Here is a 14,681-nt window from a genome sequence, read left to right as displayed (position 1 = left end):
TCCTGATATTTCGTGACTGCTTTAATAATCTTATGGCAGGAATTGACGGATAACGGTAATTGATTCCTTCGTCAGTTCGATTTCATAATGGACTGGTACTTCGTTGCATTGGAAGCATCCAGTTTTGACAGAATCTGCACCGCATTCGCTTTTTCCTGTGGTGTTGCCTTGGAATAGATATTTACCAGTTCATCTGACTTGCCCTGTAACAGCACCAGCATAATCATAGAGTTGGGAGCGTTTTCATTGGTCTTGCTTAAAAGGCTGAGGCAATCGTTAATGGCTTTGCGTCCCTGGTCGGTGTTTTCATACATCTTATCAAGCCCTTCGCGGTGATACTTATATAAAACAGTTCTTACGTCGGAGAACTTTGTATCGAGCAGGTTGGTGATCAGCCAATACCTGTTGCGGAGTGACTCATATGATTTCCAGCCCGGTTCAGCACTTGATTGCGCTGCATTGACGATGCTGAGCGCTTTTTGATAGAACGGAGTTCCGCCGGAAGGAGAGAAGGAATCATAATCAAATCCGATGATGGTATAAGCATAATAGGCAAGAACGGAAGTAAGGTTGGAGATATAATTGTTATCATTAAACTCCAGCGGCTGATATTCCGTGTACTGAATCTGAAAATCCTTATCCACCCATTTTAACAGCGTGGAATTGTATCCGGCACTGAAGACGGGACGGTTGCTTTGAATGGAAATCTGTGCACCGAATTTATCCGATGATATTTCCTGCGTGATGTTGATTAATATGCTGCACTCTATTCTTTCCGCCGCGGTGAAGTTATCATTCGACCATTTCCGGTTGTTCATGAATTCGGTGACAGATTTTTGCAGCGTCTGGAAAATTTTAGGATCAGCCGTCTGCAGCTGAGCGGTGATTACCTTGACAGTGCAGTTCAATTCCTGCGCATGGGCCAATGAAGCGGAACATAATAATGCTAAAGCGAACAGGTATTTTCTCATGATGTTTGATGTTGACTTCATTGAAGCTTAAAATGACTGCAGCAGCACGGTAGTTACTAAACTTTGGCGGCAACAACAGCCAGTCCTGCTGCAGGCAGCAGCCCTGTTACAAATTTAATGATATCAGCAGCAACTTCCCGCTTGGTTTTTAAGTCAAACCGATGCAGTTTTTCCTGCCTGTCGATAATGGTAATCCTGTTGGTGTCATGCTGAAATCCGGCGCCTTCATCACGCAGCGAATTCAGGATAATCAGATCAAGGTTTTTGCTCCGTAATTTTTCCTTTGCATGTGTGATCTCATCGTTTGTCTCCAATGCGAATCCGATAAGTAGTTGTCCCGGCTTTTTCCGCTCGCCTAATGACCGCAGGATATCCGGTGTTTTAATTAAGGTCAGGTGCAAAAAGGCATCGCTGCCCTTCTTGATTTTTTCGCCGGCAGTGTGTTCCGGCGCATAGTCGGCGACGGCTGCAGCCATGATGGTGATATCTGATCCGATGAAAGCCCTGTTGGCTTCATCATACATTTCCGTGGCAGTGGTGACCAAAGTTGTCTTTATCTTAGGATGGTTTGGCCTGAAAGCCGTAGGTCCAAGAATAAGTTCCACATCTGCACCTTCTGCTGCAAGGGCGTCGGCAATGGCAATACCCATTTTTCCTGATGAGTGATTGCCGATGAACCTTACCGGATCGATGGCTTCGTACGTCGGGCCGGCAGTAACCACCGCTTTTCTTCCCTGTAACAATCCCTTGCTTAAGTTATCTGGCTGTTTGCCGGCAAGATGCGATTCCAGTACTGAAATAATCTGGACGGGCTCTGCCATACGGCCGGGACCGGTGAGGCCGCTGGCTAGTTCGCCGGACGCAACGGGAATGATAATATTTCCAAAGGCTGACAGCTTTGAAATATTGGATTGTGTTGCAGCGTGTTTCCACATATCTTCATCCATCGCAGGGGCGATGGCCACCGGACAACGGGCGGATAAATAAACTGCCGTTAAAAGGTTATCGCAAAGGCCGGTGGCAAATTTAGCAATAGTGTTGGCGGATGCCGGAGCAATCACCATCATATCGGCCCAGAGACCCAGCTCAACATGATTGTTCCAAAGCGATTCCTTTTCACTCACGAGATCTGTTAAGACCTTGTTTTTCGAAAGTGTGGCAAGGGTTAATGGTGTGATGAAATGAGTCGCCTCGCTGGTCATCACCACTTTTACTGCCGCGCCGTTCCTGACGAGTTCACGAACGAGCAACGCACTTTTATATGCGGCAATGCTGCCAGTGATGCCAAGCAAAATTTTTTTTCCGGAGAGTGCGCTCACGGCAAAAGTTTAGGTTGAAATCAATTTTTATTAACCGGCTTTGCTGAGCACGGTATGCTGCTTAATGAAGATGCATGCAACCTGCCTGCAGGAGAGATGCCAACTGTGTTTAAGAAGGCGCGACCTCCAATGCAGGGGTCAGTTAAATCACGCTACACCTTTGTCTTTGACCGGATTACGGAAGTACACCTTGTCTTCCATAAATTCCTGCGTGGCAATCAACGTGGCATCCGGCAGTTTTTCATAATATTTGGAGATCTCAATCTGCTCACGGTTCTCATGAATTTCCTCCAGATTGTCCGTTGTGGTAGCGAACTCTTCAAGTTTGCTGTGCAATTCTTCCTTCAGCTGTGAAGAAATCTGGTTTGCCCTTTTGGCAATAACGACGATAGATTCGTAGAGGTTACCGGTCTTTTTTTGCATCTCAGACAGGTTCTTGGTTTCCATCACCGGGGAGATGGTACCGTTTCCATTGCGTTTATTCTTGCTCATCAGTTTTGATTTTGGTTAAGTTTTTAGCGGATGATTCGTAAAGGTCTTTGGCTTCAGGCAGGTAGGCACTGCCGGAGTATTTACCGGCAAAAAGTTGGTAGCTGTCAATTGTTGTCTGGTATCGTTCCTGTTGTTTCGCCGGAACACTGTTCAATGCATACAAATAATTGGATTTGATAACCATAAACATAGCGCGTTCGAGGTAAGGGCTGTCGGGGTAATCATGCAGCAGGTTTTTAAAAGCTACAGCTGATGCGTTGTAGCGGCCCATCTTAAAATACAACTCAGCGCTTTTAAATGCTTTCAGATCCAGTTTGCGACGCATGTCATCAATCATCTGATTTGCATCCGCCACATATTTTCCGGATGGATATTGATTGACAAAAAGCTGCAGCTCACCGATAGCTTTTTCCGTATAGGACTGCTCTAGTTGAATATCCGGCGAAAGGATGTAATAGCATTTCGCATTCATAAACAGACATTCCTCCGCATGCTCGTTGGCAGCATAGGTTGTGGCGAAATTCTTGAAATAATAAGCAGCGAGCAGGTTTTCATTCAGGTAAAAATGTGTGTAGGCATAATGGTAGGAAATATCTTCCATCTCCTTGGTCCCTTTGTAAAGGTTGATTAAATCCTCATACAAAGGGAGTGCTTTATAATACTGGCCGGCATTATAATATTCATTAGCTTTTTGCAGCTTCAGGTTGGGATCAGTAGTCTTTAGTACTTCCTGGTATTCACTGCAACCGGTTAGTGCAATGAGTCCGAAAGCTATCAGGCTATAGAATAAGTGCTTCCAGCTTTTCATGGGCGGGCAAAGATACTGTAAAATCATGAAAACGAGAGTGTTCGAAATATTATTGCGGAGTATGCTCCGGTGGTTTTCTGAAGCATCATGAGTAAACGATAAGTTTCCCTGATTTGTCCGGCGTTTGAGTGGCTTTTCGTCAATAAATTTTGACGGCACCCTGAGGCATGCAAAAAGGGCTCAAATGCAATATGGTCAGGGCTGCTTTTCCTGCCAAATACAAAACTCTTCAGCATTCAATGAGCTATTAATTGTATAGATATCCTCGCTAACCTTGCTGACAATCATGGATTGATTGAAGTAATGAATGCAGCATTAGCGGTAATTCATGTACTCCTTGAATTAGCACATTGCTGCAATCCAGGACTATGGAGCATAAACTTTGATAAAACAGATTGAGCAGCCGTTTACTGATTGATCAATTGTTGCCGTATAACCTGTTCTCCCATAATTACTTCAAGGCTATAGACTCCCGGAGCATACGGCCGTAAGTCAATATCGGTCTCGTAATGGTCCTGGACGATTCCTTCATTAGAACTGGATATCCGCCGTCCTGTCAGATCAGACAATCGGAGCGTAACAGATGTGCTGTGGAGGTTATCGATTGTCACATGAAACTGACCCCTGGAAGGGTTAGGAAAGATGCTTAAGGAAGCGGTGAATTCCCTTTCTGAATAACCGGTTTCTTTACAGGAATTTATCACGGTAACCGGTGGAGATAGCTTCGCGCATCCTGTATTGGTGTTAGTCACATTCACTTCATAGTAGGCCGGCTCGGTGGCGATATAGGTGTAGGTCACGGCTCCCGGAATCAATATTCCGTTTTTATACCACTGCCAGCTCAAGATTGCACCACCCGAAGCGGTTAAAATAACCGGGCCAGCGCACAGATTCAGGTTAACTGCAGTAATGTTAGAAGTCGGATTCAGCGTACTGGTAATAACCGTGCTCGCCGATGTGGCAGTACAGCCAAAACTGTTGGATATCACGGCCTTTACGCTGGTATTATCATAAGTTAAAGTATAGCTTGAATTCGTCTGCCCTGCTACAGCATTCTGATTATTTCCTTTATACCATTTATAACTTTCAATATTGGTTCCGGTGGCGGTTATGGTGACAAAATCATTTTTACAACCATTGATTGGTCCGGGAGGGTTCAATGAAACAGTGATCGCATTATCATCGGCTATTCCATTGCAATTATTATCAATGCCATCACACATATCCGGAGCGCCGGGATAGATCTTATTGTTTAAGTCATTGCAATCGCTGTTATTGATAACTTTTCCTGCAGGTGGATCGCAGTAAACCGTTCCGGCATCAGCGGAAGATCCAAAGCCATCTGAGTCTGCATCCGAATAGTAATAAACTGGATCGATCACGGTGATGGAGGAGGAAAGTTTGCTGCAGCCGGATGCATTGGTGATAATCACGCTGTAACTACCGCCGGTTTGCGGTGAATAGTTAATGCCAGTTGCACCGGTAATAAAAATATCATTCCTGAGCCATTGACGGGTGTAGTTGGCGGTTCCGGATGAAGCAAGTTCAACCGGCTGGCAGAGGTTGAGGTTGCCATTATTCAGTACCGTGATGGAAGCGGAAGGATTTGCTATGCTTGACAGCGTGATGATGTTGGAAGTAGCTGAACAGCCAAAAGCATTTGACACAATGGCGGTGACGGTTGTATTATCATAATTCAGTGCATAGGTGGCATTTGTCTGCCCACTCACCGGATTTCCGGAATTTCCCTTATACCACTTGAAGGTGCTGATGTTGGTGCCGGAAGCGGTAAGTGTGATCATATCGCTCTTACATCCTGTTAATGGGCCTGATGCTGTTACGGAGACCGAAATGGCATTTTCATCCACGATGCCATTGCAGTTATTATCAATGCCGTCACAGATATCAACAGCTCCTGGATTAACCGAAACATTTTGATCATTGCAATCAGCGCTGTTCGCTACATAGCCATTGGGAGCGGAACAGGAAATTATAAACATGGCAGCATTGCCATAGCTGTCATTGTCGGCATCGGCATAATAGGGAATACCGGCATTGTCATCAATCAAAACATCGCAGTCGTCATCCACTCCGTTACACATTTCTGCTGCTCCCGGAAAAATGCTTGCGCTAAGATCATTGCAATCGCTATTATTCGTCAGATTCCACGCAGGCGGATTACAATACGCGATGCCTGCAGCAGATGATGATCCAAAATTATCATGGTCGGCATCAGGATAATAGGTTAGTTTGCCGGTTACGGAAGGATCCGCATCATCAGACAGGCCGTCACAGTCTTCATCCACATCATTGACATCACAAGTTTCCTGTGCATTCGGCCTTATGTTGGCATTGGCATCATTGCAATCAGAGTGATTGGTGGTATACCATGCTGGCGGATTGCAATAATATGTTCCTGAACCGGCAGTTGTTCCAAAAGCATCATGATCCGCATCAATATAGTACTTCAATTTACCGGTCACCGAAGCATCTGCATCGTCGGCCAGGCCGTCGCAGTCTTCATCCACATCATTGGCATCGCAGATCTCCTGCGCACCCGGTTTTATGGCTGCATTGGCATCGTTGCAATCCGTGTGATTGGTGGTGTACCATGCAGGCGGATTGCAGTAACCGGTACCGGCCGCTGCAGCTGATCCGTAGGAATCATGGTCGGCATCCACATAGTACATTATTTTACCGGTAACAGATGGATCAGCATCATCATTCAGACCATCGCAATCTTCATCAATATCACCTGCATCGCAGACTTCCTGTGCACCCGGCTTAATACCGGCGTTGGCATCATTGCAATCAGTGTTATTGATTACGTATCCGGAAGGAGGAGTACAATAAACCGTTCCGGGATCAGCAGCAGCGCCATATCCGTCTCCGTCTGCATCGGCATAATAAAGCGTAGTACAGGAAGGCGTTGTCGACAGCGAAATAAGACTGTTGGTCTTGTAAATTTTTACACCATATAAGGTGATCGGTCCACCCGCATAGGCGAATGAACCCTGCTGAACGATTACATTGTTGTTCTTTTTAACTTTCCAATATATGGATTGGCCGACATTGGGCTTAAATTTCTGTACCCTTCGAAACGTCACATCTGAGGTGCATGAATCGTACTGCTGTGGCACAGGCACCCCGTTAGCAATCATTGACTTCACGAAGCAGGTAACACTATAATCATTCTGGTTATCTGTAATGGAAGCATCGTTCCAGTCAAGGTAGCCATTGAGCGCACCAATTGCATCGCCGGATGATGGTGATCCGGTACCAGGATCTTGGTTAATGGAACAGTAGGAAAAGGCAGGATAAGACTTGGCAATAGAAAACCGCTCATAGTTTGGTGTCACCTCATCATCGGTAAATGTGGCCCCTGCATTCGTATGATTTCGCTGATCCCAATACCAGGCACCTCCATGCCTTGCTAAGTTAACAGTATCGTACCACCAGTATTTTTGCACCCATCCAACGGTCACATCCTGTTTGCCATTGATACCACATGTATAAGGAATATCACGATTCTCATTTACAAGGTACATATGTCGCATATCAAAAAGGTCCCAGATGGGAATAGCTACACCCGTAACCGGATCAGGATAATCGGAATCGAAGTTGTCTGAACTGTTGCACCATTGCTCTTGCCTGTCTGTATTGCCGAGCGCTTTGATCAGGATAGGTGCATTCTTGGCAAATACAGCTGTTACCATCTGCGGCCACATTTCAGAGGTTAGCAACGCGCCGAAAGCATTGTGTGAAATACCTGTCAGATAAACCTTATTACTGTCGGCTCCGATATTTTTCCTGACCCATTCCAATGTTTCCTTAAGCCTGGCCTGCGTATACATTTTGATTGTGCCTGATGAAGGGATTGTATTGGTGGTGGAATACATGTTATAGCTGTCGTTCCAACCGCTCCAGTAAGTATCCACACCGTTTGGCAACCGGTCGTCTATCTTTATCACGTTGCAATCAGTACAGAGGTTAATTCCGGAAACGGAAAACGGATCTTCATCTTTAAACAGCATATAAATAGATTTTCCGGTGCTGTTGCCTGATTTAAAAACCGTGAAATTCCAGGCATAAGAACCGGCATTGGTGAATGCCGGATACTGTGCCGTAGACTGATTGTTTCCCCATTGCGCATATTCATATCTTAAGGTGCCGTCATTTTCCACACCCTGGTATTGCAGAACGGGTTGCGGATTGGCAATTGATTCTGCGACCGGACTCACGAGTGAATTAGCGGAATTCAGTACCGATTTATCTTCCTGGCCTGTGGTGAGATTGGTTACGGTTACTGCGTAATAGAAGTTGCCATTGCTTGTACAGGTAGCTACGTATAACCCGCGGTCACTGGCGAGTGGTGCTGCGGTGGAAGTAATCTTATAGTAGTAATTTCCCCCATATAAAGTTGACTTACGGATATTTTTTGCTGAGTTGTCCCTCACAAAGCCGAGATAGGTACTGCCGTTCAGGTTGGATACAGAAGTGATTGGGGAAGCGGAGCGGTAAACGTTATACTGCAGATTGGTGGCGGTTGCATTTTTCCAGGTAAGGAAAACCTGACCATTGTATTTAACGGCCTGCAATTCAGTAACGGTATAAGCTGTGGCGGTAAAAGAGAAGGTAATAACAAGCAGAAAGGTGACAATCGAACCGCGAAGTTCAGGTAAAAAAAATGCCATCTTGGTTTGGGTTTGGTTGACAGTTGGGGAAATTACGTAGCGTTCTGCTAATTTGTTTCAAATCAGTAAGATAGGCTGAATTTTATCACAAAATATGAATGTTAATATTGTGGATAGCACTATGAATTCAAGCTGTGGATATCTGGTCGGCAAACATATTAAACCAAAACCGGATTTGGAGCTTGCATATGAGATTGAAATATAATCTGAAGGCATGTTTTCAGCCATGGAATCCTGTAGATTGGTGCTGACATAATTGTTATGCATGTATTTTCCACAGGCTGCTGACCTGATTAATATCAAAAGGCGCATTCATCCGGCAGTTTCGACGTTGAATTCCGGATTGCTATTTAGCAGTAATGCGTGATTTTTCCAATATCAGGTGTTGTTGTCATGGTTGATTATCCATAAGAACCTAGCGGAGTTATTCGCTTTTTAATGTGAGGCGGCTCACTAATTTGCTTAGTCACTATAAATGAAAAAGACTGCATGCTTCATCAACATGCTGTCTTCTCGTATTGCTATTGAAATCATTTCCTGGTAAGTATGAATTCTGAATGATAAATGTTGTCGTCCACATTAATTATGACCAGGTAGAAACCGCCGGCGAGCTTGTCATCGAGGAAAAGGTCTTCTGATATTACATGATCTGTAAACGACGATTTATTAAGCCAGACAACAGACCCCAGCATGTTTCTGATTTCGATTTCATACTGTCCGTTCTCCAGGTAGCCCATATTTACGCTGATGTGCAGTTCATTATTCGTAGGATTAGGATACAGCAGCCATTCCACTTCATTGGTAAAAGCAGTAACTGCCTGGTCTTCTTTGCAGTTAACTATGATGGTTATGGAATTGGAGGTAGTGGAACATCCGTTTGAATTCGTGACAACACAGGTATAGTTACCTGCAATGCCAGCCACATAGCTTGATGCCGTCGCTCCGGAAATATTATTGCCATCACGTTTCCATTGATAGGTTAGGCCGGTTCCAGTATTGGCATTGATGGTCTTTGTCTGTCCGGCGCAAATAGTAGCACTGCCGGAAATATTGATCGAAGCGGTCGGGGCGCTGTTTGCAGTGATGCTGACCGTGCTGCTCGTTTTACTGCAACCGTGTGTATCCGTAATTTTTACTTTATAGGATGCTGTGGCTGTCGGCGTATAGTTTTGATTGGTGGCACCGGCCTGATCGGTTGATCCTTTTATCCATTGATAAGTGTAAGGCCCTGATAAGGTTGTAAGATAGGTAGTGCTGTTATTTACACAAAAGGTAGCGGGCCCGACGACGGTTACCGTCGGTGTAGGCGGAATCCATTCTTCTACGGTTACAGGGGCAGAAGTGCCGGAGCAGTTATTGGAATTGGTGACCGTAACAGTATAGATTCCGGAAGCAGTAATGTTGTTGGTTTGCGTGGTTTTACCATTGGACCAGCTATAGGTAGTGTATCCCGCGCCGGCATCAAGTGTAACGTTGCCGCCATCACAGAACTGAATCGGGCCAGAAGCGGTGATGACAGGTGCCGGCAAAGGAACTATCGCTTCGTTTTTAACAGCTGAAGTGCCGACACAGCCATTCGCATCCGTAACAGTAACAGTATAATTGCCTGCTGTCCCCGTAGTGATGCTGGCAGTGGTGGCGCCGGTTGACCACAGGTAGTTGCTGTATGTTCCGCAACTTAAATTGATGGTGGATCCGTTGCAGATGACAGAAGGTCCTGAGATCACAGGAACGGGATTGGAGAGTATGGTGATGGTAAACGTTGCTGAAGTTTTAGAACAGCCATGAATATCTGTGATGATAACCTTATAACTTCCGCTGGCAGTAGGTAAATAATTCTGAGCCGTTGCGCCAGCAATATCCACGGAAGATTTCTGCCATTGATAGCTGTAACCTCCAACCGTAGTGAGATATACATTGGCACTGGCACAGAAAGTAGTTGCACCATTGCTCGTGGAAATCACCGGTGTAGGCGGAATCCATTCATCTACGGTAACAGGGGCAGAAGTGCCGGAGCAGTTATTGGAATTGGTGACCGTAACAGTATAGATTCCGGAAGCGGTAATGTTATTGGTTTGCGTTATTTTACCATTCGACCAACTATAGGTAGTGTATCCCGCGCCGGCATCAAGTGTAACGTTGCCGCCATCACAGAACTGAATCGGGCCAGAAGCGGTGATGACAGGTGCCGGCAAAGGAACTATCGTTTCGTTTTTAACAGCCGAAGTTCCGACACAGCCATTCGCATCCGTAACAGTAACAGTATAATTGCCTGCTGTCCCCGTAGTGATGCTGGCAGTGGTGGCGCCGGTTGACCACAGGTAGTTGCTGTATGTTCCACAACTTAAATTGATGGTGGATCCGTTGCAGATGACGGAAGGCCCGGAGATCACAGGAACGGGGTTGGACAGCAGGGTGATACTAAATGATGCTGAAGTTTTGGAACAGCCATGAATGTCCGTGATGATCACCTTGTAACTTCCGCTGGCAGTAGGTAAATAATTCTGAGCGGTTGCTCCTGCAATGTCAATGGATGTTTTCTGCCATTGATAACTATAACCTCCAACCGTAGTGAGATATACATTGGCACTGGCACAGAAAGTAGTTGCACCATTGCTCGTGGAAATCACCGGTGTTGGCGGAATCCATTCATCTACATTTACAGGTGCAGAAGTACCGGAGCAGTTATTGGAATTGGTGACGGTAACGGTAAAGGTTCCGGAAGCAGTAATGTTATTGGTTTGCGTTATTTTACCATTCGACCAACTATAGGAGGAGTATCCCGAACCTGCATCCAGCGTGACGTTGCCGCCATCACAGAATTGAATCGGGCCAGAAGCGGTAATGACCGGTGTCGGCAAAGGAACTAAGGCTGTGTTTTTACTAGCCGAAGTGCCTACACAGCCATTCGCATCCGTAACAGTAACAGTATAATCGCCGGCTGTTCCTGTAGTGATGCTGGCAGTGGTGGCACCAGTTGACCACAGGTAGTTGCTGTACGTGCCGCAACTTAAGTTGATGGTGGATCCGTTGCAGATGACGGAAGGCCCGGAGATCACAGGAACGGGGTTCGAGAGTATAGTGATTGAAAAGGCGGCAGATGTAGCCTGGCAGCCGTGTTCATCAGTTACCACCACTTTATAGCTTCCACCGGATGTTGGAATATAGTTTTGGCCTGTAGCACCTATGATATCGGTGCCTGACTTTGACCACTGATAGGCGATGCCGCTATTTGTAGTCAGGTAAACACCAGTATTGGCACAGAATGATGATGATCCTGTGCTCGTGGTTACGGTCGGCACAACGGGTATCCATTCAGTAACGGTGACCGGTGCTGAGGTGGCACTGCAGGAGTTTGCATTGGTTACCGTTACGGAGTATGTTCCGGAAGAGCTGATGGTGGTTGATTGTGTGTTTTTGCCATTTGACCAGTTATAGGAAAGATAACCTGCTCCGGCGTCGAGTACCACACTGCCACCATCGCAGAATTGAATCGGTCCGGCAGCGGCGATGACCGGTGTTGGCAAAGGATTCACTGTTACTGTTTTGACCGCAGAGGTAGCGGAGCAGCCATTCTGATCAACTACAGTTACCGTATAACCTCCGGCATCAGCAACAGTGATGACGGAGTTGGTCTGGCCTGATGACCATTGATAGGAATTGTATCCTGCAGTAGCGGTGAGCGTAACACTTTGGCCGGCACATAAAGAAGTGGTGCCGCCGGCCGTAATAATCGGCACTGCTGCATTGTTTACAACAACAGAGAAATTATCGGATGTTTTGGTACAGTTATGCTCATCTGCAATAGTTACCTTATAAGCAGTACTGGTTGACGTAGGAGCATAGGTCTGATTTGTAGCACCTGTTAAAACCGTAGACCCTTTCTTCCATTGATAACTGTAACCCGGAATAGTTGATAATACAGATGGTGTTTCTGCGCAATATGTCGAAGGGCCTGATAAAGTTAACGTAGGTTCAGCAGGTTCCCACACGACGAGGTTCAGCGGTGCTGAAGTGCCATAACAGTTATTGGCATCTTTTACGGTAACTGTGATGTAACCGGCCGTGTTGGCTGTGATGGATTGCCCAGTCTTGCCGTTAGACCATGAATAAGTGTTAAATCCAGTTTGTGCATTCAGTGTTACATTCTGATCATAACAAAAAGAAGTTGATCCAACCGGTGTGATGACAGGCACAGGCATTGGATTCGATGGATTGAGGCCTTCATCAATTTGCCCGTTACAGTTATTGTCAATTCCATCACAGATTTCTGTTGCGCCTGGTTTTATGGCTGCATTGTTATCAGCACAATCGCCTGCACCGGTAACAACACCGGAAGGAGGTGTGCAATAAGCGATTCCCGGCAGGGAAGATGAACCATAATTGTCGCCATCTGCATCAACATAATAGACTACCTTACCAATAGCGGTCGGATCATTATTATCTGCCAGTCCGTTACAGTTTTCATCCACATCATTGATATCACAAAATTCCGGAGCAAGCGGATGAATGGCGGCATTGCCATCATTACAATCAGATTGGTTACCGGCCATTCCTAAAGGCGGATCACAGTAAAGGATTCCTGCAGATGACGGTGAGCCATAACCGTCAATATCTGCATCGGTATAATAATTCAGTTTTCCCGTCGCAGACGGATCATTGTCATCGGAAAGACCGTCACAATCTTCGTCGAGATTATTGGCATCGCAAATTTCTGTTCCACCTGGCTTGATGGAATAATTCGCGTCATTGCAATCGGTGTGGTTGCTTACTTTGCCAACCGGTTGATTACACCAGGCAACACCTGTTGCATTGATTGCTCCGAAGCCATCGAGGTCAGCATCCGGATAGTAAAGTATTTTTCCTGTTGCCGAAGGGTCTGCATCATCGGAGAAGCCATCACAGTCTTCGTCTAAATCATTCGCATCACATATCTCTGTTGCAGATGGATTGATTGCAGCATTTCCATCATTACAATCATTATGGCTGACAACGATATTAACCGGCGGATCACAGTAAGCGACGCCGGTTGCTGTGGCAGCTCCAAATCCATCAAGATCGGCATCTGTATAATAAAGCAATTTACCGGCGGCACCGGGATCATTATCATCAGACAGGCCATTGCAGTTTTCATCCACATTGTTAGCATCGCAAATTTCGGATGTGCCTGTGTTAACAGAGGCCGAAGCATCATCGCAATCTGTGTGATCTGTTGTGCGGTAAGCCGGAGGATCACAAAATGCTATGCCGGTTGCATATATTGAGCCATAACCATCATGATCTGCATCTGTATAATAAATCAGTTTTCCTGATGCCACAGGATCGTTATCATCGGACAGTCCGTTGCAGTTTTCATCCACATTGTTTGCATCGCACACCTCTGAAGCTGCAGGATTGATGGCGGCAGCCGCATCATTACAATCGGAATGATCGCTGACCATGTTTGAAGGAGGATGACAATAGTAATTTCCTGCAACGGAAGAGGAGCCATATCCGTCCTGATCTGCATCAGTATAATAGGTATTCTTGCCTGATGCTGCATAATCTGCGTCATCCGCTAAGCCGTTACAATCATCATCCACATTATTGGCATCGCACAGCTCTATAGCGCCGGGATGAATTGCCGGCAGTTCATCATTACAATCTGTGTGGTCGGTCAATTGGTTAGCCGGTGGATGACAATAATAGGATGCAACTGAAGATGCAGCACCAAAACCATCCTGATCAGCATCAATGAAATAAGCCAGTTTACCGGTTGTGGAAGGATCAATGTCATCTGATAATCCATTGCAGTTTTCATCTACTTCATTGGCATCACAGATTTCAACTCTGCCCGGATTGATGAAGCTATCTGTATCATTGCAGTCTGTATGATCTTCCACCTTGCCTGCCGGTTGATTGACATACAGCATCCCCGGATCACTGGCATCTCCATATCCATCCTGATCGATGTCTAAGTAATAAAGTGTAAGGACAACTGTTCCTGAATCGGCGCTATCTGTCAATCCGTTGCAGTTGTCGTCGATATTATTATCAGGGAATTCAACCACTGAAGGGTTGACTTCATAATTTGCATCATCACAATCACCATTATTATTAATCAGGCCGGCGGGAGGATGGCAATAGGCGATTCCTGCAGCAGTATCTGCACCAAATCCGTCATTGTCTGCATCCGTGTAATATATCATTTTACCGATTGCAGCAGGATCGGAATTGTCAGATAAACTATTACAATCCTCATCAATCTGATCCATGTCACATATCTCCAGTGCTGATGGATTGACGGCTGCATTGGCATCATTACAATCCGTGTTGGAAGAGGAGGAGAAGGCAGGCGGGTTGCAATAGGCAGTTCCGGCATCAGCAGCAGTGCCAAAACCATCCTGGTCGGCATCGG

Annotated in this window: 6 protein-coding genes; all 6 read right to left on the bottom strand. The window is 45.8% G+C overall.

What is annotated here, in order from left to right:
- Positions 1 to 71 precede the first annotated feature (71 nt).
- Positions 72 to 971 carry a DUF4835 family protein gene (locus K1X61_03365; GenBank protein MBX7107667.1) on the bottom strand — a complete coding sequence of 300 codons (900 nt, stop codon included), beginning with the start codon at positions 969 to 971 and terminating at the stop codon, positions 72 to 74.
- Positions 972 to 1,027: 56 nt separating this feature from the next.
- Positions 1,028 to 2,290, bottom strand: a complete 1,263-nt coding sequence (gene coaBC, locus K1X61_03360; GenBank protein MBX7107666.1) for a bifunctional phosphopantothenoylcysteine decarboxylase/phosphopantothenate--cysteine ligase CoaBC — start codon at positions 2,288 to 2,290, stop codon at positions 1,028 to 1,030.
- Between the two features lie 147 nt (positions 2,291 to 2,437).
- Positions 2,438 to 2,782, bottom strand: coding sequence for a DNA-directed RNA polymerase subunit omega (locus K1X61_03355; protein ID MBX7107665.1), 345 nt, complete (start codon positions 2,780 to 2,782; stop codon positions 2,438 to 2,440).
- Positions 2,769 to 3,590 (bottom strand): outer membrane protein assembly factor BamD, encoded by an 822-nt coding sequence (bamD, locus tag K1X61_03350; protein ID MBX7107664.1) that lies wholly within the window; start codon positions 3,588 to 3,590, stop codon positions 2,769 to 2,771. The genes K1X61_03355 and bamD overlap by 14 nt, the downstream gene beginning before the upstream one ends.
- A gap of 407 nt (positions 3,591 to 3,997) precedes the next feature.
- Complete coding sequence (locus tag K1X61_03345; protein MBX7107663.1) at positions 3,998 to 8,284, bottom strand: T9SS type A sorting domain-containing protein; 4,287 nt, start codon at positions 8,282 to 8,284, stop codon at positions 3,998 to 4,000.
- 530 nt (positions 8,285 to 8,814) lie between these two features.
- Positions 8,815 to 14,681 (bottom strand): T9SS type A sorting domain-containing protein (locus tag K1X61_03340; GenBank protein MBX7107662.1); only part of this gene is annotated, 5,867 nt, incomplete at its 5' end.

This window comes from Chitinophagales bacterium (assembly GCA_019694975.1).
Classification (GTDB): Bacteria; Bacteroidota; Bacteroidia; order Chitinophagales; family UBA10324; genus JACCZZ01.
Note: the sequence above shows the minus strand (reverse complement) of the source record. Positions and strands in the feature narration are given on the sequence as shown.